General features: G+C 59.9%; 23 protein-coding genes and 3 tRNA genes. 18 read left to right on the forward strand and 8 right to left on the reverse strand.

The annotated features are described in order from the left end of the window. Positions 1–22 precede the first annotated feature (22 nt). From ACTFPK_RS01345 to ACTFPK_RS01370, 6 genes are all read right to left on the reverse strand, one after another. Positions 23–319 (reverse strand): hypothetical protein, encoded by a 297-nt coding sequence (locus ACTFPK_RS01345; RefSeq protein WP_274733723.1) that lies wholly within the window; start codon positions 317–319, stop codon positions 23–25. 14 nt (positions 320–333) lie between these two features. Further along, positions 334–921 carry a DUF6668 family protein gene (locus tag ACTFPK_RS01350; protein ID WP_274734993.1) on the reverse strand — a complete coding sequence of 196 codons (588 nt, stop codon included), beginning with the start codon at positions 919–921 and terminating at the stop codon, positions 334–336. A gap of 402 nt (positions 922–1,323) precedes the next feature. Beyond that, positions 1,324–2,154, reverse strand: a complete 831-nt coding sequence (locus tag ACTFPK_RS01355; protein ID WP_439910929.1) for a hypothetical protein — start codon at positions 2,152–2,154, stop codon at positions 1,324–1,326. A 249-nt stretch (positions 2,155–2,403) separates the two neighbouring features. Next, a tRNA-Phe gene (locus ACTFPK_RS01360) sits at positions 2,404–2,479 on the reverse strand. A 39-nt stretch (positions 2,480–2,518) separates the two neighbouring features. Further along, a tRNA-Asp gene (locus ACTFPK_RS01365) sits at positions 2,519–2,592 on the reverse strand. A gap of 25 nt (positions 2,593–2,617) precedes the next feature. Beyond that, positions 2,618–2,690: transfer RNA gene (locus ACTFPK_RS01370), tRNA-Glu, on the reverse strand. A 270-nt stretch (positions 2,691–2,960) separates the two neighbouring features. Between ACTFPK_RS01370 and ACTFPK_RS01375 the strand changes: the two genes are divergently transcribed. The 4 genes from ACTFPK_RS01375 (at position 2,961) to ACTFPK_RS01390 (ending at position 7,219) form a co-directional block, all read left to right on the forward strand. Beyond that, positions 2,961–4,844 carry a mechanosensitive ion channel family protein gene (locus ACTFPK_RS01375; protein ID WP_274734120.1) on the forward strand — a complete coding sequence of 628 codons (1,884 nt, stop codon included), beginning with the start codon at positions 2,961–2,963 and terminating at the stop codon, positions 4,842–4,844. Next, the gene (gene msrB / locus ACTFPK_RS01380) at positions 4,816–5,292 is read left to right on the forward strand and encodes a peptide-methionine (R)-S-oxide reductase MsrB (RefSeq protein WP_126135801.1); all 477 of its coding nucleotides are present in this window, start codon (positions 4,816–4,818) and stop codon (positions 5,290–5,292) included. The genes ACTFPK_RS01375 and msrB overlap by 29 nt, the downstream gene beginning before the upstream one ends. Before the next feature lie 91 nt (positions 5,293–5,383). After that, positions 5,384–6,181, forward strand: coding sequence for an endonuclease/exonuclease/phosphatase family protein (locus tag ACTFPK_RS01385; protein WP_274734118.1), 798 nt, complete (start codon positions 5,384–5,386; stop codon positions 6,179–6,181). A gap of 111 nt (positions 6,182–6,292) precedes the next feature. Then, entirely contained in the window at positions 6,293–7,219 is a 927-nt protein-coding gene (locus tag ACTFPK_RS01390; RefSeq protein ID WP_274734116.1) for an AEC family transporter, read from the forward strand. 2 nt (positions 7,220–7,221) lie between these two features. Here ACTFPK_RS01390 and ACTFPK_RS01395 read toward each other — a convergent pair whose 3' ends face one another. Together ACTFPK_RS01395 and ACTFPK_RS01400 are read right to left on the reverse strand one after the other, a co-directional pair. After that, complete coding sequence (locus ACTFPK_RS01395; protein ID WP_274734114.1) at positions 7,222–8,736, reverse strand: AI-2E family transporter; 1,515 nt, start codon at positions 8,734–8,736, stop codon at positions 7,222–7,224. Between the two features lie 117 nt (positions 8,737–8,853). Continuing rightward, positions 8,854–9,582, reverse strand: coding sequence for a hypothetical protein (locus ACTFPK_RS01400; RefSeq protein ID WP_126135798.1), 729 nt, complete (start codon positions 9,580–9,582; stop codon positions 8,854–8,856). A gap of 109 nt (positions 9,583–9,691) precedes the next feature. On the opposite strand from ACTFPK_RS01400, the gene ACTFPK_RS01405 reads away from it, so the two are divergent. The 14 genes from ACTFPK_RS01405 (at position 9,692) to ACTFPK_RS01470 (ending at position 19,469) form a co-directional block, all read left to right on the forward strand. Then, a complete protein-coding gene (locus ACTFPK_RS01405) occupies positions 9,692–10,006 on the forward strand; it encodes a DMT family transporter (protein ID WP_274734113.1) in 315 nt (104 codons plus the stop codon). Continuing rightward, entirely contained in the window at positions 10,006–10,341 is a 336-nt protein-coding gene (locus tag ACTFPK_RS01410; protein ID WP_274734111.1) for a DMT family transporter, read from the forward strand. The genes ACTFPK_RS01405 and ACTFPK_RS01410 overlap by 1 nt, the downstream gene beginning before the upstream one ends. Next, a complete protein-coding gene (locus tag ACTFPK_RS01415) occupies positions 10,322–10,930 on the forward strand; it encodes a hypothetical protein (RefSeq protein ID WP_274734110.1) in 609 nt (202 codons plus the stop codon). Before ACTFPK_RS01410 ends, ACTFPK_RS01415 begins: the two co-directional genes overlap by 20 nt. A gap of 200 nt (positions 10,931–11,130) precedes the next feature. Next, a complete protein-coding gene (locus ACTFPK_RS01420; RefSeq protein WP_274734109.1) occupies positions 11,131–12,075 on the forward strand; it encodes a tyrosine-type recombinase/integrase in 945 nt (314 codons plus the stop codon). A 13-nt stretch (positions 12,076–12,088) separates the two neighbouring features. Then, entirely contained in the window at positions 12,089–12,937 is an 849-nt protein-coding gene (locus ACTFPK_RS01425; RefSeq protein ID WP_274734107.1) for a ParA family protein, read from the forward strand. Between the two features lie 10 nt (positions 12,938–12,947). Further along, on the forward strand, positions 12,948–13,256 hold the full coding sequence (locus ACTFPK_RS01430; protein WP_274734106.1) for a hypothetical protein: 309 nt from the start codon (positions 12,948–12,950) through the stop codon (positions 13,254–13,256). After that, complete coding sequence (locus ACTFPK_RS01435) at positions 13,256–13,615, forward strand: hypothetical protein (protein WP_435727986.1); 360 nt, start codon at positions 13,256–13,258, stop codon at positions 13,613–13,615. The genes ACTFPK_RS01430 and ACTFPK_RS01435 overlap by 1 nt, the downstream gene beginning before the upstream one ends. Before the next feature lie 25 nt (positions 13,616–13,640). Next, entirely contained in the window at positions 13,641–14,153 is a 513-nt protein-coding gene (locus tag ACTFPK_RS01440) for a hypothetical protein (protein ID WP_274733759.1), read from the forward strand. Continuing rightward, positions 14,153–14,362, forward strand: a complete 210-nt coding sequence (locus tag ACTFPK_RS01445) for a hypothetical protein (RefSeq protein ID WP_274733757.1) — start codon at positions 14,153–14,155, stop codon at positions 14,360–14,362. Before ACTFPK_RS01440 ends, ACTFPK_RS01445 begins: the two co-directional genes overlap by 1 nt. Then, entirely contained in the window at positions 14,362–16,563 is a 2,202-nt protein-coding gene (locus ACTFPK_RS01450) for a hypothetical protein (protein WP_439910930.1), read from the forward strand. The genes ACTFPK_RS01445 and ACTFPK_RS01450 overlap by 1 nt, the downstream gene beginning before the upstream one ends. A 13-nt stretch (positions 16,564–16,576) precedes the next feature. Beyond that, positions 16,577–17,608, forward strand: a complete 1,032-nt coding sequence (locus ACTFPK_RS01455; RefSeq protein WP_274733753.1) for a C40 family peptidase — start codon at positions 16,577–16,579, stop codon at positions 17,606–17,608. Then, positions 17,608–18,162 (forward strand): hypothetical protein, encoded by a 555-nt coding sequence (locus ACTFPK_RS01460; protein ID WP_274733751.1) that lies wholly within the window; start codon positions 17,608–17,610, stop codon positions 18,160–18,162. Before ACTFPK_RS01455 ends, ACTFPK_RS01460 begins: the two co-directional genes overlap by 1 nt. Before the next feature lie 188 nt (positions 18,163–18,350). After that, positions 18,351–18,626: a hypothetical protein gene (locus ACTFPK_RS01465; RefSeq protein WP_274733749.1), complete on the forward strand. Its 276-nt coding sequence runs from the start codon at positions 18,351–18,353 to the stop codon at positions 18,624–18,626. 189 nt (positions 18,627–18,815) lie between these two features. Further along, positions 18,816–19,469, forward strand: a complete 654-nt coding sequence (locus tag ACTFPK_RS01470) for a hypothetical protein (protein WP_274733747.1) — start codon at positions 18,816–18,818, stop codon at positions 19,467–19,469. Positions 19,470–19,582: the final 113 nt, after the last annotated feature.

Consider the following 19,582-nt stretch of genomic DNA (forward strand, 5'->3'; position numbering starts at 1 on the left):
TCGTCTTTTTGCTGCGGGCTGCTTATAGGGTGATGAACGCGCCGATAAGCGAGGTAGCCGAACCAATCAACACCAGCGCCGCCAAGACCCAGAGCAAGCCTTTGGCTTCCTCGAGGCCCTCGCCATGGCGTGCGTTGATGGCGAGCTTGCCCGCAACAATGAAAATCCCGAGCAAACACAACACGCCTGCGCCCCAGGCCACATACCCGAGAATCTGGGTGATCTTTTCCGTTCCCGGGGGCTGAGTCGGTGTCACCTCAATAAGCGGTAAAAGCGCCGCGTGAAGGTAGGCTTCCAGGGCTGATAGCTGGGTAAACATAGTGGTTTTCTCCTTTAGTTATCTAGGGAATCCCCACCCATAGCGGGGATGTTGGTATCAAAAAATTCCGATTCTTCTGGCAGCCCGGCGAGTTCCCGCAGTTCTTGGATGGCCTTATGTACGGCGAGTTGCGGGTCGTCTCGCCCGCACCGTATTGCCTGGCTGTAAGGGATGCGCCACACGGCCGGAAACACAGACTCCGTCAAAGCACGTGCCCGGGCTAGCTCGCGCGGCAAGCGCCCGGGCTGATCAGCAACAAGCACCAACCCGAGACACTCGACACCATTCGTGCGCCCACCGAAGACCGCGCCCGCACACTCACGCGCCGCCGCCATGCTGGTAGCGGTGGTGCGGGCAACCACCACACACCTCGCCGCCTGCGGCGCTGAGACCGGCCACGCACGCCCAAAATCAACCAACCCACACAGCGCCGCCAGGGTGGTGGTACCCACGCCCCCACTCGCACCCACCGCAAACACCGCCGTGCTCGGATCAGTCCATACACACGGCAGGACAGTGCCTTCGCCTGGCAGGTCAGGAAGCTGACCCCACGGCAGGGCAAGCCCGGCACGATCTGGTTGTTTCATCTTGTGTTTACGCATGTACGCACACCTCCACGAGGTCCGGCTGACATACGCGCCGCACACACCCAGATGCATGTGACGCAAATCGCGCCCGTGCGTTGTGTGTGCACGCTCCACTAGCAAGACAAGACCGCAAAACAAACGGACAACACCCAACGCAAGGAGTATTCACATGCACAAGAACACGAACACGAGCACAACGCCCACCCGACCGGGAGTCCATCTGGGCTGGCCGCGTGACGTCGAAACGAACATCGAAACCGTCTACGCGGTAACCCGCGACCGCCTCCCGCCGTTCGTCCAAGAATCCCACTGGTATACAAATATTGAAGACGCGCGAGCCGCCGCCAGCGAAGCCGGCGGCATCGTGTGGGCTAGTCAAATAGTCACCACCATGTCGATAAGCGAATGGGCACTTGTTCACGAGGCCACCCCCAAACCAGATTCATTCGGGGAAGAAACACCCGACCCGAGGTGACAGGTGCCATTGACGATACGTTGGAGCCGGTATTCTTCCCGCTCGGTAAACGTGCGCCGCCCGCGGGCGAAACCCAAGAGGAACGATCCTTCCTCACCCGCGCGCCGCGCCCCACTAAGAAGACCCATCCACGCACCAATCACTCTCGGGCTAAGCCCAAGCCGGGCCAGCTCAGCGTCTTCACGCGCTTTCGTGATCCGGGCGTGAAACCCCCACCGGGTGCAAATCTCAAGCATCCGCCGAGTCGCGTGCCACGCCAAACCCTGGTCAACCACGCGGGCGACCAGCTCGCCGATAAGGAACTGGATGCCGGCATTCCAGCCGGTTATGTCTTCCACTAAGACCTGATCAAAGCCATGCTCATAATTCCCAACTGCGCCCGCGCTGCTCTCATCGGCGGCATCGAAACGAGTCTCATCACCTGTCGGCAACTCAAAGGTGCTCGCCCGGTTAGTCTTTTCATACTGGCGGGCCGCTGCCCGCAGCACATACGCCCACCCAAACTCAGCCCCGATAACATCGCGGGTTTGGGTGCGGATAATCTCCCACACCCGAGCACAAACATCAGCAAGCACTTCTCTAAAACCAAGAGGTGAGTTGTGCTTGATCAGGAACGCTAGGCGGGAGCGCGTACGCGCCTCAATAGCTATCAAGAGCCGGTCAATAATCTCCTGGTCGGCCCACCCACACTCCTCCAAATACGCGAGAATCGTGGTGAGTCCTTCGTTCGTGAGCGGATCCGCCACCTTGATATGGGCGGGCGTGGTAGTCACGTGGTCAGTGCCAGCAGTGCCAGCAGTGCCAGCAGTGCCAGCAGTGCCAGCAGTGCCAGCAGTGCCAGCAGTGCCAGCAGTGTGGACCGATCTACACAACGGGACTAAATGGAACCCAACCTACTAAACCGTAACCAACACATTTTGTCCTATAGCCCTTTTTGGTAGGCATCTCGAACTGGGTCACCAAAGCAAAGATAAGGAGGTGGCGTGAGTGCGAGAAATTGTTGTTGTAGCAAGGGGATCGGGTGGTGGCTCCGACCGGCGTCGATCCGGTGACCTTTCGATTTTCAGTCGAACGCTCTACCAACTGAGCTACAGAGCCGAAAGAGAAACACCCGGTTTCCCGGGCGTTCTTCCTTCGCGACCCCGACGGGACTTGAACCCGCGACCTCCGCCGTGACAGGGCGGCGCGCTAACCAACTGCGCTACGGGGCCATTTGCTAGGCAAATAACCATCGCGTACCCCCAACGGGATTCGAACCCGTGTTACCGGAGTGAAAGTCCGGCGTCCTAGGCCTCTAGACGATGGGGGCTCAAGAACGTTGTTCTCAAAGCGTCCCCGCTGAGGGAACGGGTATAAGCTTACGTAGGATTCCAGGTCTTAGCAAATTGAACGAGAGTGTTCTCGATCACCAACCTAGTTTTCCGCGGTAACTCGCGCATTCCGGGAAGTGACCACGCTGCGTGCGGGCGGCGTCGTACCAGATAGACGCTACGTACGCGCCTCGCAGTTATCTCACGCCGGAGGCGAAAGAAGTTCGACGCCGCTTTTTCTGTCGCAAGCACCTACTAGGCTTTCAGACATGAACGCATCGGTACTCGCGGGGGCCTTGGCCGCCTGGAAATCTCACGTGCTCGCGCCCTTGGTGCGGGCGGAAACTGAGGTGCCCACTCCGGAACCCACCCCCACCTCGGATCTGCACGAAGTCGCGGAACAGGCCGTCGCCGCCACGGTTGATATCGCGCAGCTACTCGGGGTGTGCTTGCTAGGTGCGTTTATCGGCTGGGTGATCGCGGTGGTGGTTGTCGCGGTGGTCAAAGCCGGTTTCCGGCGCCATACCGGGCTGATTGATGTGGTGCGTGGCATTCAAGTACCCACGCAATTCACACTTGCGGTGGTGGGTGCCCGCTTTGGATTGTTCTCCTACATGGAGAATTTCCCAGAACAGGATCGGCCCAATTGGTCGCCCGTGCTCAAACACCTGCTGCTCCTCCTCATTATCGCGGGCCTGACCTGGCTTCTTGTTGGTGTGGTCAACGGTGCAGCGCGCTCGTACCTCAAATTCGTGGAGCGGGTGGCTGAAACGCGCTATCGCCGGGTCCAAACGCAGCTGCAGATTTTGCGGCGCTTAGCGGTGGCCCTCATTATCGTGATCGGCCTGGCTGCCATGCTCATGACTTACCCGGGTGCAAAAGCCGCCGGCGCTTCACTTTTCGCATCCGCGGGCGTGATCTCCCTGGTTGTTGGTATTGCTGCGCAATCCACCCTGGGTACCCTCTTCGCTGGGCTGCAGCTGGCCTTCTCAGATTCCATTCGTGTCAATGACATCGTCATCTGGGATGGGAATATGTGCACTGTTGAGGAAATCACGCTGTCCTACGTGGTCCTCAAAGTATGGGACGGCCGGCGTCTCATTGTGCCTTCCAATAAACTCACTTCCACCACGTTCGAAAACTGGAGCCGGCGCGATCTGGACATCATGGGTTCGGTGGTCCTTCAGCTGGACTGGAGTGCTCCCATAGCGGAACTACGTGCCGAACTTGACCGTATCCTCGCTCATACTGACCTCTGGGATGGCGACACCGGCACCCTCGTGGTGGGGGATGCCTCCACCGCGAACGGCCTGCAAGTCTCCGCGATTGTTTCCGCCTCCTCGCCCGGCGAACTTACCGACTTGCGAAACCACGTGCGCGAAAAGCTCATCGTGTGGTTGCAAAACAACGCCCCGGATGCTTTCCCGCACACCCGTTTTTATAACGACGCCGCTGAATCTCCCACTCTCGGTGCTCTTCCCGCGGGAAGTGATGCGGAGCAGGCAGAATCCGATGTGGAACAGCGCGGAAGAGATGCGGCTGGCGAATCACGCGAAGCTAAGGCTGAAGAAGCTGAGGAAGTCGTGGCCGAGGAATCCGCGCGATGCGCGTCTGTGGAGTCGGGGGAGTCGGGGGAGCCGGCCAAGCCTGCAGCTCGCGAAGTCACCCGCACCTCCATCGGTGCCCAGGAACAAAGCGACGCGGATACCACCTTCGACCCGCAGGATTACCGGGAAACCCGGATCCTCTCCGCAGCTGATATCGAAGCGGCGGTACGCCCGGAGCGGGTACCCGTAGCAAGCCGCCCCGCAAGTACGGCTGGCACGGAAGGCCCGGCCACCCGCATCCGGGAAGGTCACGAAGCTTCGCTGTTCACCGGATCTATCCAAGCAGAAAAGCGCGGCCAAGAATTCTCCGGGCCGGGAGCCGAAGTTCTGGCGGAGCGCGAACATAATGCCGCGCGCCGCACCGGTCAGCAAGAACCTATTCACGAAACCGGCAAAGTCCCAGCAGAATCATCGGCTCCTCCCACCGCGGTATTCCCGGCCATTTCCGAAGAAACAGATGGAACTGACGCCACAAAGCAACCTGACAACAATAAGGAAACTGAAGAAAGGACAGCACATGGCACGGATGCTCCCGCAAAGCGATGAAGAATGGGCCCGGGTTCTCACCCCAGCAGAATTCACGGTCCTGCGCCAAGCCGGAACCGAAGCGCCCTTCACCGGCGAACTCCTGAACGAAGAACGCGAAGGTATCTACCGGTGCCGGGCCTGCGGGGCAGAACTTTTCCGCTCCACCACCAAATTCGATGCCGGATGCGGCTGGCCCAGCTTCTATGACCCTTCCCGCAGTGATGCCGTGCGAACAGACGTTGATTACAAACTCGGATACCCGCGCACTGAAGTCCGCTGTGCCACCTGCGATTCCCACCTCGGGCACGTCTTTCCAGATGCACCTCATACCCCTACTGGGCAGCGTTACTGCATGAACTCCGTAGCACTCACCTTCGAACCCGAAACTGAGCCCGCATCCGGCTCCCAGCCCTCGCCCGCGTCCGGGCCACTATCCAAACCCGCAAGCACGTCCACCACCGCATAGATTCGGTAGAATCACCGGTGTTGCACACCGCGGCCAACGGGGGCTCTTCCCGGGGTGGCGGTGTCCACCGGGTCGCGACAAAGGAGAAACCATGCCGAGCCTTCATGTCATGTCCGCAAACCTCCAGCAAGGTAAGCCCTCACGGCGCCCGCGCCCGGGCACGGACAAAGTGACATGGCAGCGCGAATCCATTAGTAAAGCCATTCGGCAGATCACCGCCGCTGGCCCGGACCTCCTCGCCCTCCAAGAACTCAAAGTCACCACTGCCGGAGGGGACCTCTACGCACCCCTCCTCGCCGCAGGTAACTACCACGAAGCCATTTTCGCGCCCACCAAGAATGAACGCGGCCGGCTCCGCTCCACCAAAAAAGGGCAGGCCCGCGGCGTTGGCACTGCGCTCCTCTCCGTCTACCCCATCGGCGCTCGTGAAGTCATCAACCTCCCCGTCCACCAGCAAGAAACATGGCTGAAAACCCTGCGGACAAATATCGGGATTGGTGAAATCCCCCGGGTTGCGATCCTTGCGGAAATTAAAGTGGCGCCCGGGTACTCCGTCGTCGTCGCTGCAACGCACCTCACTTACACGTACCGCCTCAACGTTACGCAACTACGCACCGTAGCCGGAGCCCTCGCCGGGTTCGCCCAGCGCCACGGTCTGGAGAAGGCCCCGCGCCTCATTATTGGGGATCTCAATATCCGCGGCTGCGATGTACCCCTAGCCGCCACCGGATATGAAGCGGCTGCCGAAGCCCTCACCTACCCCTCCGATGAGCCGGAAAGCCAAATCGACCATATCCTCGGAACCGGGGTAGATGTGCGCGCGGCGGAAAACCTCTTCTTGCCGCTCTCCGACCATCGCGCTTTGCGTGCCACCGCCGTCTGGACATAGGCTCGCCCTGCGCTGCGCTGCGCTGCTACACCGTCGCACTGCTGCGCTGCCGCACCGCGCGCTCGAGACGCGCCCTCACACCTGAAGAAGTCTGTCTACACTAGTGCTGTTATGGCCTCTGTACTGCTCAACTTTTGGGTGATTATCGCGATTATGCTCGTCGGCTACCTCGTCGCGCGCTGCAAAATCGTGCCCCCGGGAAGCGACCGCACCCTCACTCAGCTCGTCTTCTACACCACCCTGCCGGCACTTATGTTCACCACCCTCGCGAACTCCGACCCGGCCTCCTTCTTCGGTGTCAACGGGCTCGCCAATATCATCTCCTCGGTAGGAACCGGACTCATCTATACAGCCCTGGCCGCCACCCTGCTCAAAAGCCGAGGAACCGAACTCACCGTCGGCGCGCTCGTTGCCTGCTATACCAATATCGGCAACCTGGGCGTGGCCTTCCTCGTGGCCATCACCGGCGACCCCACCCCGGCCGCCCCCATCCTGCTTTTCCAAATCCTCGTGATGGTGCCGGTATTCTTCTCCATCCTCGACAACCAAACCGGGAAGAAAACCGAAGGGCTGTGGCGCACCATCCTCTCCCGCCTCAAAAACCCGCTACTCATCGCGGTCTTCGCCGGGCTTATGGTCGCCCTCCTCGAAATACCCATTCCGGAACTCATCTCCGCACCGCTCACCAAAATGGCAGGTGCGAACGTTCCCATTATTTTGCTGGCTATGGGAATGTCCCTACGCGGGGCGCACCTGCCCCGCTTCGGACGCGAAAGCGCACCCCTCATGCTCGGCATCTTCTGCCGGCTCGTCCTCGGGCCGCTTATTGCCTTCGGGGCTGGTTATCTCCTCGGCGCGCGCGGCGAAGCCCTCATGGCCATCGCCATCATCGGAGCCTTCCCCACCGCCAACAACGTGTTTGTTTACGCGCATCGCTACCGTTCCGGCGTCACTATGGCTCGCGACGCCGTCATTATCACTACGGTCGGTTCACTCCTCGTTATCCTCCTCATTACCGTCATTGCCCAAACAGTATGAGGTCACGATCCTTTCACAGGATTGTAATCAGGCCCGGGTGCCTCCCCGTCCACCTCAAAATCAGGCTGATCGTAGGTGTAATCCGGATCCGGAGCCGCGGGAGTAGGGGAGTTCATATCGGCGGTATCGAGTACGCGATCCTCCCCACCAAGGGTGTGCGACGCCGCCCGTGCCGTGACCGGCGAGGGCGATTCCTCCGCGCGGGTATTGAGCTCCTTCGCGTTGTATTCCAGCAGCTGCTTCGCCACCGCGGTACCCGCCAAATCGCGCAGATCCAGATCCGGGAGCTCCGTAAGCGGCTTGTCCGGGGTACGGCGCAGCACCTTGAATACTTCCCACACGATAGAAATAAGTGGAATCACAATAATCGCACCCAGCAGTCCCGCCACGAACGTACCGGCCGTCACGCCCACCGCAATAACGACCGGGTGGAGCGAAACCTGATGCCCCATAATCAGCGGTTGGAGCACATGCCCCTCGAACTGGCCAATGAGCGCCACGCCCACCAGCACTACCAAGGAAATAACCACACCCTTCGTGGCCAAAGCCACCAACGCTGCAATAATCATGGCCGCCGGGGCACCAAAAAGTGGAATAAAGGCACCGATGACCACCAGCACAGCCAGGGGAGCGGCCAGCGGAACCCCGCAAGCCACCAGGAGAATCGCGGCCATAACGCCGTCGCATAACGCAATAAGAATCGTGCCGCGCGCATACCCCGAGAAGCTATACCACCCGGCGGTAGCAGCCGCGTGGGTACGCCGCCGCGCCCGATCCGGGAGCACATTAATGAACCACAGCCACATATTCTTCCCGGCCGCCAGGAAGAAAATCGAGCAGAAAAGCGCCAGCGCAATCAAGGTGAAAGCCAGCGCAACCGTGCCGGCCTGCGAGAGCGCCGTCGACGCAATATTTCCCGCATTGTCCTGCAGATACGCGGCCGCGCGTTCAATGCCCTCATTCAGGGCCGCGCGCAGCTCATCGACCGTAATATTAATCGGAATTGGCCCGTCCGCAATCCAATTAAAAATCCCGTCCAGGCCGCGCTGCATCTGCTCGGAAAGACTCGACCACTGATTCGCCACCGAATCAACAATCCAGTAAATAATCCCGCCCAGCGCCGCAAACAGGCCGAGCAAAGCCAGCGCGGTTGCCAGCGCCCGCGGCATAATCCGATCCAGAATATTGACAATCGGATGGAGCAGCGAGGTCATCACCAGCCCGAGGAACACCGCCACCAGCACCCACTGCACCGAGGCCGCCATGTGGAAAATACCCCAGATGGCAATCACCACGCCGATGAGGAGCCAGGCGCTCACGCCCCATGTCACAAGAACCGGCTGCACCCCGGCCGGATGAATCTCCACAACGGTGCGCTGCGAACGCCCGCTACTATCGGCTGGGTCCTTCGCGTAACGCTCCACGGCCTCTTCGGCCACGCGCTCAATCTGTTCGCGCCGCGACACCGCCGAGCGAATCCGATCCATCAGGGAGGGTGACTTCTTTGATTCCTTCACAAGCTTTAGCTTACTGAAGAACAGTCTGTGCCGCGGGTATTAGTGCGCCGGTGCGTTACGGCGCGGCATTGGACTCGCGCTGCGCGCGGTAGTACGACGACGCCGCCACCCGCCGCGCTACTCATTTGGCCGCAGCAGGTCAATTTCGCTTTCTAGCCACTGAGCTAGCTCGCCAGCGGCAATTCGCGCGTCGATCTCACGCTGTTCTTCCGGCTCCTCAATGCCGACGAGGAAAGATTCCCCGCATTCCCCGAAAGGCACTGCGATGACTTCGCCATCCTCGCTGCCCGCCCACCAGAACTCGGGGCGGTAGCCGGCCGCTGTGAGCGTCTCCCACACCACCCGGGCACGTTCTTCATATTCGGGAGTGAAACGCCCCACCGGCGTATTCCACGCATCGGGCAAACCATCCGGAATGCGCGGGAACACCGCCGCGGGATCGCGCCCTTCAAGCATCTCGGCCGGGATAATACGCGGAGTATCCCGCTCGCTCACCCGCCCCGGCGCCACCGGCCGCAGCGCCAGCTGCCCGCCGGTAGGCTCTCCCAACACTCCCGCCTGGAAGCGGGCGGTTCCCACAGCTACCAGCTGCCCGGCCAGCGATTCCAGATCCACTTCGTTCTCGGCTACCTCGCTCTCGCCCACCTCGGTGAGAAGCGCCAGCGCAGCTGCATCCGCGGCCGGAGTCGCGGAAAGGACGAGAGCGGCGTCGTCGGCAAGAACACGGCGCTGCTCCGAGCCGTTCGCGTACGTGATAGCAACAAGGCAATAACCCTGCTCCGGAGTGGCGGTGATATCGAATGCGGCAATCGGTTGCCCGGAAACGGTGAGCGAGGTGATATTCATGCTTCGAGGATACTCCCCCGACGCGTGTGTTAGCCTGGCCGCGGGCGCGCAATAACCGCCGCGGACGAGGGAGCCGTACCCGCCCAGCGCAAAGACGGCCACAATACCTATGGCGTGGATAATTTTGCTGTTCTCCGGGGCGCTTGAAACCGTCTGGGCGGCGGCCCTTGATAAATCTGAACATTTCTCGCGGCGCGGGCCGGTAGCGGTCTTTGTGCTGGCCCAAACACTCTCGCTCCTCGGCCTGGCCTGGGCTATGCGCGAGATCCCCACCGGCACGGCCTACGCGGTCTGGGTAGGTGTGGGCGCGAGCCTCACCGTGCTGTACGGCTGGCTGAGCGGCCAGGAAAGCACCTCGCGCGCTCGCGTATTGCTGCTGAGTGTGCTCGTCGCTTCGGTGGTGGGACTCAAGGTGGTGAGCTGATGGCCTGGGCGATTCTGGTAGGTTCCGGTATTTTCGAGGCCGTATGGGCGACGGCGCTCGGTGATTCGCGCGGGCTCACCCGCCCGGTGCCGGCCCTAGTATTTGCCTGCGCGCTCGTCATTTCCATGTGGGGGCTCTCGCGGGCGCTACGCGAGATTCCGCTCGGCACGGCCTACGCAGTGTGGACGGGGACCGGCGCGGTGCTCACCGTGGCAATTGCTGCCGCGCGCGGAGTCGAGCAACTCACCGTACTGAAAATGGTGTTCCTGTGCGGGGTTGTTGGCGCGGTGGTGGGGCTGCGGCTGGTGGAGCGGTGTGAGCGTGCGGGTGGATGACACCATAACGCTCTTCGAGCTTTATTCGCCCGACTATCCGGATGTTCCTGCCCGCACCCTCATTGCGTATGTGGATGACCCCTTCATGTATGACAGGTGGGAAAGTGGTGATGACGAAGAATATACCGGGTATGAGGACTACCGGCTGAGCGCCGTCGCCAAAAAGATGGCGGTGTATTCCTCCTGGGAGGAATGGAACGGCGGCCGCGAAGTTAATGATAACGGCGTCATGCGGCCGGTGGCGAAGGACGATCCTCTTGTGGGCGATCAACTGATTCTCAGTGTGAGCCTTGCGATACATGGTGAAGAATTTGAGGCTGGTGAGGTGGATAACCTCACCCCGGACGTTATCCTGCGCGGAACGGTTCGTACTGCGGAACTGGTTGCCAATGCTTTAACCGGTCAAAAATGGTGGCGCTGCGAAGTAGATTGCGGGTTCTTGATTACGCTCGCTCTGCCGGGCGATATCGATCCTGCTCCGGCTCCGGGCACGCTCGTCGATGGCCAGGCGCTCCTGCTAGGATCCACGGGATTTTGGGAAGATAAAGAGCCTGGTGTGTACCAGCTGCGTGGCCAGGGCGAACTGTGAAGTAGTGCCCTTCGGCGAACGAAGAAAATGGTAGGCCCCGTGGGATTCGAACCCACAACCCTTGGTTTACTTGCTTGGCTCACCCCACCCTTTTTAAAATAATGCGACATTTTCACCACGTTCGCTAAAAGTGAACTATAGGGCGGAGAAAAGTTCAATCTTTCCGCCTAGCCATTGAGGCAAAACTGAAAAATGTACGCATGAACAAACTTAACAAATGGAACGTTCCCGCAGGATGGGAAGAAGCACTTTGCGATTGGGGAAAGACTCAAACTCTCGCTGGGCACCGCGAAAGTTCTCGCGCGTACCGCACCGCAACCCTGAGAAGCTTCGCAAGAACGGTTGATAAGCCGCCGAATGAGGTCACTGAACAAGACATCATCGACTGGGCAAGCGGCAAAGAAATAGCCCCCGAAACCCGGCACGGCTACTACATCGCGGTAAGAGCTTTCTTCGACTGGTTCTCCAAAGGAGACAGCCCAGCAAAAGTGCTCGGGCCTGTGCACCGGCTACGAGCAACGGCACGGCCGACACCGGAAGCCGTATATGAAGACGCGCTCGACGGCGCGCCTCCCCGAACCCAGCTCATCCTCCGCCTCGCAGGTGAGGTCGGACTAAGAGCCAACGAAATTGCCCAGATCAAAAAAGAACACGTCGGAAAAGACCTCCTTGGATACTGCCTCCAAGTGTGCGGCAAAGGAGGAAAAACCCGCATGGTTCCCCTCCCCACAGATATCTATCTAGAGATGGAAGAAATACTCAACATGACTGGAACATGGCTATTCCCAGGAAGCAAGAATGGACATCTCTCCGCAGCGTGGATCGGAAGACTCGCCCGCCGGGAACTCCCCGACCCCTGGACTCTCCACACTCTCCGGCACCGGTTCGCAACCCGCGCTTATCTTGAGGGCCACGACATTATGGCCGTGAAAGACCTCCTCGGGCACGAATCAGTAGCAACGACCCAACGCTACGTCGGTTCCGATCCCCATGCGATGCGAAACGCAATGCTCGGCGCGCGTCAAGACCGCTACAAATACTGTGCCCCGCTGCCAGCGGATACGGCAATGCCAGCGGGTACGGCAATGCCAGCAAATGCGGCCACGCTGGCCATGCCAGCACCAACCCACATCCCAGGACTATAGAGAAAGAAAACCAATGATTATTGCTATCTGTAACCAGAAAGGTGGCGTCGGTAAAACGACGATTGCCACGAATCTCGCACACCGCCTCGCGCGCGCCGCCGGTGCCCGCGTGTTGCTTGTGGATGCCGATCCGCAAGGGAGCGCGACGACGACGCTCGGCGTCGAAGTAGATGCCGATACTTTGACACTCAATGACGTGCTCGCAGCGACCGCCGCCGGCGCGCCACCCGAAACCGCCCGCCAAGCAATCCTGCCGGTGTCTGGTTGGGGTATTGACCTACTCCCCGCCGATAGAGCTTTGTGGGATCGGGAAAATGACACCGCCTTAGGGCGGGAATATAGGCTGAAGGCAATCCTCGCACCCCTAAGCGATGTCTACGACGTGATCGTGGTGGACTGCCCACCAAGCCTCGGGATGCTCACGACCGGCGCGCTCGTCGCCGCAGATACCGCGTTGATCGTGACGACCGCGCGGGAAACTGCCTGTGGTGGGGTTGCGGAGATGATCACCACCATCGCCACAATCAAAAACCTCTACAACGGTGGTCTGGAGCTTGCTGGCATCCTCGTGAACGCATACCAACGAGGCCGCCTCGACACCCGGAAATGGCTCACCGAGCTAGAAGCAACCTACGGAGACTACCTTCTCGCTCGGTATATGCCGGCCAGGGAAGCGTTCCCCCACACCGCAACTAACCACACGCCAATAAATGGCGGTGACCCGTTGATTGAGGAAGCATTCAAGACCCTACAAGCCACACTCGCCGGCAACGCCGTATCCGCTGGCGCTGCCGCACCTGCTGGCGTGGCCGTATCTGCTGGCAATGCCAGCAATGCCAGCAATGGCAGCACCGCTCTGTAAGGAGACCGCCATGAAAATGACGAAGAAAACCTTGCTCCGCCTGCTTACCAACCCCCACGACATCAACTTCCGGAACATGATCGCAAACGATACCGTGACGCTCTGGCACGCAGCAGCATCAAACGCAACCCTGCTCGAAATGCGCCTGGACTCCGACCCCTGGAGAATGTCGGGCAACGACATCATCAAACACGGCAGCGACCAGCAGCTCGTTGATCTGTACTTCACGCTCAACGAAACCTACGCCCAACTCGAACGGGCGATCAAACACCTCGACAAAGTCAAAGACACGCACAAAACAGAAACGGAAGAACAGTAATGAAAAAGCCTGACACCGCCGCTATGCAAACGCTCAAGAAAGCACCGATTACGAACCCTATCGTTGCGGGTGGAGAAGATATCATCCTCGCTGGCACCGCTGGCACCGCTGGCACCGCTGGCACCGCTGGCACCGCTGGCACCGCTGGCAAGGCCAGCAGCCAGCAGACCGCGAAAATCACCATCCGCCTCCCCCGCGAAGACGCTGACCGCATCCGGGGCGCTTGGCTCGCCGACTGCGCCACCGGCAACCGCATCTCACTCTCCGAATGGATAACCGCGATTCTCAACGCCCGCGTAGAAAAGTACACGAATGTCGTACCGGTTGTTGCCGGTGCTGCGCCCAAAGGCAACATCTAAACCCAAGACTGAAAGGAAAACCACCATGTACTACCTAGATCAATCCTCGAAGCTAACCACCCACGACGTGCGCTACGCGGTCCGGCAAGCGGTGATCAAAGCCGGGCTGGAAAGCCTGGAAAAGCAAGGGTTGAACGAGACCGACTACGACATGACGGAAGTGGTCGGGAAGCTCACGAGCGATGCCGACGCTGTTTTCGAGGCATGGACCGCTCGTATTATTACCGCCGCGCGTGAAGACCTAGCGGGCCAGATTCTTTCTCGGCTTTCTCGTAAGAGCGAGGAATACGACCGCGAAGCGGGTTCCGCCTATGAAGAATATGAGGAAGCCCGAGAAGAGTTCGACTACAAGCACGACGAGAGTGCCCCTGTATGGGATGCTTACGCGGAATACCAGCACCTAAAAGGCATGGACCTCGCCTGCGAGAAACGCAAGACCTACATCCGCGAAATCCTCACCAAAACGCCTTCCCTAGCTGACTTGACCATCCCAGATGATCAGCCAACCAATAGCGCGTCTGAGGAGGTGGGTGAGTAATGCAGCCAGAAGAAAACCAGGCCAGCAACGCCAGCGAGGAGACACCCGCCAGCAACTCCGGCAACGCCAGCCAAGCTGGCATGGATCGCAATGCCGGCTGGACCATGCTCGCCAGCTTCATGAACCGCATGAAAGAACACGAACGCAACGGGACCTGGCGTAGCTACAGACCCGGTGAGAAGGAACCTGAAATAGGTGAGGAGGAGTGATGCAGTTATCTAAGGCTGATACCGCGCGGTTGGAAGCCGCCGCGAGCATGGCACTCCATGCCCCAATCACAATCAACCTCGACAACGGCGCGGTCGCCGTTGTCTCCCCGGGCGGACATATACGGATTGACGGCCAGGAATGGAAACCGGAAGGATGCTCAGTGCCAGCAGTGCCAGCAGTGCCAGCAGTGCCAGCAGTGCCAGCAGTGCCAGCAGTGCCAGCAGTGCCAGCAGTGCCAGCGGATACGGCCGCGGGGGAGGGCGCATCGTCGTCAGAAGTCCCAGTACACTCGGAAACTACTGATGCCACTCCGCCCGCCCCTGTGGGCACGTTAGAAGATGGGCGTTTGCGTCTCCTTGAGCGGGAATACGCCAGCCTGTCCCTGGAAAAACGAAGTCTGGAGGCAGAGTGTGAAACGCTCAGAAACGCTTACGCCGCCACCGAGCATGAGGGCGAATACTTAGTTGCTCAACTTGATGGCTTGGAAGCGAGCCTTGAAAGTGCTCAGCGGGCAGCAACACAAGCCGAAGAACAACGCGACAGCCTTGAGTTAGAGGTTCGTCAGGTCCGTCAAGAATATGCAGACCTCCAAGCCGCCTATGCGAGCGAGCGCACTGTGTGGGAAGAACAAGTAGCCGCACATAACCTTGCTTTACAGCAGGCCCAGGCCGCTAGCTCGGCACTAGAAACCGAACTGGCAGAAGCCCGTAATGAACTGGACGCGGCACAACTGCGGGTAGGTGAACTTGAAGAACAAAACCGAGCCTTACAGCAATCGCTTGGCGATGCCGAGGTGACCCGTGAAGCCCTCACTGCCTGCCAGCAAGATCTAGCCCAAGCAAAAGAAGAAAACGAGAAACTCAAGACCGCCAACAGTGGTCTTGCGGGGCAGCTCGAACAGACCCGGGTCCAGGTATCGGCCCTGTCTGCCCGACTGGAAGAAGAGGTCGCTCGGGCAGAAGGGCTGGAATTCCAGAATGCTGAAGAGCGTGAGAAATTGAGTAATGCTCTCCGCCAGCTCGAGCAAGCCCAGGCCGTGCTGTTTGAGAAGGCCACGGCTCTCCAGCAGGCTGAGCAAGGCCTGGCCACAGAGCGAGACGCGCGAGCCGTCGAGCGCCAAGAATTGGAAGCACTCCGGCGTGAGATAGAGGAAGGTACGCAAGAGGGTGAACAGGCTGAGGCTATGCGTCTTGAGCTTGCACAAGCCCGTGAAGAACAGGCTCGACTCAGTCAGGTGTTAGACGAGCGCGTCGAATACGCCCAAACACTCGAGGCAGATAAAGACCGGTTAAAGCGGGAACGCAACACGGTTGCCAGTCAGGTGCGGGATCTACACACCGAGCTAGCAGCCGCCAGTCTCGCCCTGGAAAAAGTACAGGCACAAAACGCCGAACAATCTCGCAAACTTGCCGAACTGGAGGCGGAAAACCAGCGCTTGAGCAATCAACTCCGCTCGGCACGCCTAACGGACACGGTGAGTTTGCCGGTGGTTCAGCGCCCACCCACCATCCCTCCAGCACCCACGGAAGAAACCGCTACTTCCGGTGATGACAAGGAGGGCGACAGACGCTCCCGTGTCCTAAAATCCTTGGCTGCGATTGTTGCTTTGGTCTTGGCGTTAGCGGCTGGATACCTCGCACACCTCCTCCTCGCTAGCACCGATGAAGACAAGGCTATGCCTGCCCCGGAAGTGCCTAGTGTTACGGCAACGCCGCCGGCGCGGAGCACTCCGTCCGAAGCGCCTTCGCCAGCCTTGCCGGCAACGCCAGCCGTGCCAGCACCGCCAGCAGATACAGCACCCCCGCCGCCCCCGGTGAGCGAGGGTGGGAGCGCGCCTCAAGGCGGGCATGAAGAGCCAGTAGAGCGTCAACCGGGCTACCAGCCTCCAGTAGAGGAAGTGCCCGCGCCCGTACCCGCGCCTGAACCGGCACCGGTCCCGGAGCCGGCCTTCGTCACCGACCTCTCCGCCGGCGCTACTTCTAGCGGGCGTTCGGTCACCATCAGCGCGAACGTGAGCACGACCGGCGCGGTCCCGGTCTCGGTCTACGCGACCGTCGGCGGCCGCTCCCTATCACTCGGATCCCAAACCGTCGCCGGTAGTGGCTCCTTCGAAGCCAGCATCACTATGGAACCTGGCACCTATTCGTGGTCTGTGAGCGCTGACGGGCTTGTGAATTCCGGGACAATCACCGTCTACTAAGAGGAGCCTTTTCGTGAAAAGCACTATCTATATAGGCGCAGCCGCACTCCTTGCCTTGCTTGCCCCGCTCATGATTATCCTGCTGGGCGGCGATAGCAAAGGCAGCGCGAGCCTTACTGGGGCTGCGAGTAATATCCCACCCGAATACGCCGCCGTGGTCGCACGCGCCGGTGGTATCTGTGAAGGCATCACCCCGGCTTTGCTTGCGGCGCAGATTGAAGCCGAATCAAACTGGAACCCTTTAGCGGTATCGAGTGCGGGTGCTCAAGGTATCGCCCAATTCATGCCCACCACCTGGGCAGCAGCCGGTAAAGACGGCGACGGGGACGGAGTCGCCGATATCAACAACCCCATCGACTCGATCTGGTCCCAGGGCCACTATATGTGTGACCTCCTTAGCGGCACGAAAGACCTCGTAGCCAGCGGGGGAGCGAAAGGCGACCCCGTCGATCTCGCCCTAGCCGCATACAACGCCGGCCTGGGCGCTGTCCAGTCGTTTGGTGGTATCCCGCCCTACCCCGAAACGATGAGTTATGTGGAGAAAATCAAGAATCTAGCGGCGACTCGCTACGCACCGACCGCCGCGGGTGGCTCGAATAGCGCGGTTGTTGCCTGGGCTATCTCCCAACGCGGCAAACCCTACCGCGGGGAAGGCAGCGGGGCGTGCGGGAGCATGGGACCCGACTGCTTTGATTGCTGCGGGCTAGTGTGGGCCGCATATAAGAACGGACGCGGCATTGACCTACCCATGTCTATCCCTGGTGAGACACCGGCCCGGCGTAAATGCGAAAACGCACTCTACAGCGCCACCCAGTTTGGTGGCACTTATGTGCCCGCCGACGTCGTACATCTCCAGCCCGGCGACATCCTCGCTTTCCAATCAACAAGCGTCGACCCCGATGTTGATTACATCACGCATGTCGCGCTCTATGTCGGTAATGGCGAATTTATTGACGCAGCCCCAGGATACGGTGTGAATACCTACCCACTCGGGTGGGGCGAAGCCTCTGACCACATGTTCCCGCAAGCACTAAGGATCCCATAATGACAACACAAAACAGAACCATCGGTTTATTTGCGACGCTGGTGCTTGTGGTGGCCGCTGGCTGCACCCACCCCGAACCAGACACAGCACCGACCATGCCCGCTCCGGCGTCGCCGGCCGCAATGATGCCACGCTGCCTCACAAACGCACCGACCGTCAACGAGGCGGATGCGGAAAGCGTCGCTGACACCGTCGCGCTCTTGCTTTCATGCCAAGACTCCCGAACCGATACCAGCCCGCTCGACGCTTATAAGCGTGCGAGTCCCTATCTCACTGAGTCTCTCCAACCCAGCGAAGAAGCACAGGTGCGTGGGGGAGCGGCCTGGGAAACCCTCAAAACAAACGACGCATACACAAGCGTTGCCGTCGAGCCACTGTGGGGACAAACCCCACCAGCCGCAGCCGTCGATGTCGCTTATGCCGACCGCCAAGTAACCATCACCCCGACGAGCGAGAGCAGCTGGAAAGGAAACCCCACGACGGCGTTCTACAACTTCCGCCTTGTCAAAGACAGGGAAGTATGGCGAGTTGGAGCTATTGCAACCACGAAATAGCAGGTAGGAGCAACCCCACAAGCCTATTGTAGTATAGTATCACAACCAGCCTTGGGGAGAGGGGAAATAGAAAAATGAGCCAATCAACCAACACCTACCCGCCACTACCGCCAGACCTGGCATACGGGTACCCGACCTACGACGCCAGCGTCTACATTCCAGAGCCAGCCCGCCCGAGGAGCCGAATCATGCGCACGTTTTCGTGGATTCGGCGCCACTACCGCACCGGCTTCCTGTTTACTGGAATATTGTTCGCGATCATGGCGCCTTTCTCCATGCCCGACCAGTACGGGTCGAGCTGGGGATGGTACTTCGTGTTCTTTTTCCTTGTATTCGGCTACCAGATTTACATGCACGGCATCTTCTTCGGGATTTTGCGGGGGATTATGTGGACCATCCTGTTCCCCATCCTGATCATCCTCATGTTCACGCCACTCATTGCAGCCGCGGCCCGCAACCCCTAAAACGGAAAAGCCGGTGTGCTTTGCACACGCACTAACTAGTGACCCCAAAAAACAATTCCCGGGTAGCGCCCGGGAGGATGGAGACACTAGCTATGGTGCGACGCACGCCCGTTTCGCGTGGGCAAGAAGCCCTCTTCGACCTGACCTTCTACCTCAACACAACAACCACTACTCCTCAAGGAGACTCTCATGAGCAAGGAAACCCGCCAGAATCTGGAAGCGAACATCAACGAAGCGACGCTGGAGACACAGAACGCGCTCGAGCAGGCGCTCTTAGCGGCCTACCCGCCAGCCAGCGAGAACTACCTTGATCAGGTGGCGGCGCGCCAGACCGCGGCAGCGACAGCCCGGATGGAAGCAGCATACGAAGCAGCCGCGATCATGGACGAGTACGAAGCCGAGGAATCGCTGGAGTTTTGGAAGAATCAGGACCTTCCCGAACCCTTGCCGACAATCCTCGCTTCGGAGTGGATGACCGAGTGGTGGGACATGTCGGACTGGATATTACGCGGGGATCAGCTGGAGGATCCGGAAGCGATAGCCGAGATGCGGGCCGAACTGATCGAGCAGGCCGAGACCCGGGTGGAAGAAATGTCTTGGGACTGGGTGATGCGATTCATCTCCGAGACGGGCGGGGACAAATCACCGAGCCTGACGGTGGCCGACTTCAAGGAAGCGTTCAAGAGTCAGGATTCGATGCTGGATATCGACCCGTACGTACTGACGTGGGAGAAAGTGGAGGAAGCGATGATCGGGCTAGCGCCAGCGAGCCTGGACCCGAAGCGGGGGGACAACGCACGCTGGGCGAACGAGTTGAAAGAAGCCGGCCTGCTTACCGACTAACCAACCAGGTCAGCCCTCGTGGCGAGAAAGCCCGTATCGAGGCGAATCTCGCCGCGCTAAGCCTCCTCACCCAGCTAGGCGACCGCAACCCAACCACCGCTGAGCAGGAGGTG

The organism is Actinotignum sp. UMB0459, assembly GCF_051905915.1.
In the GTDB taxonomy this organism is placed as follows: Bacteria; Actinomycetota; Actinomycetes; order Actinomycetales; family Actinomycetaceae; genus Actinotignum; species Actinotignum sanguinis.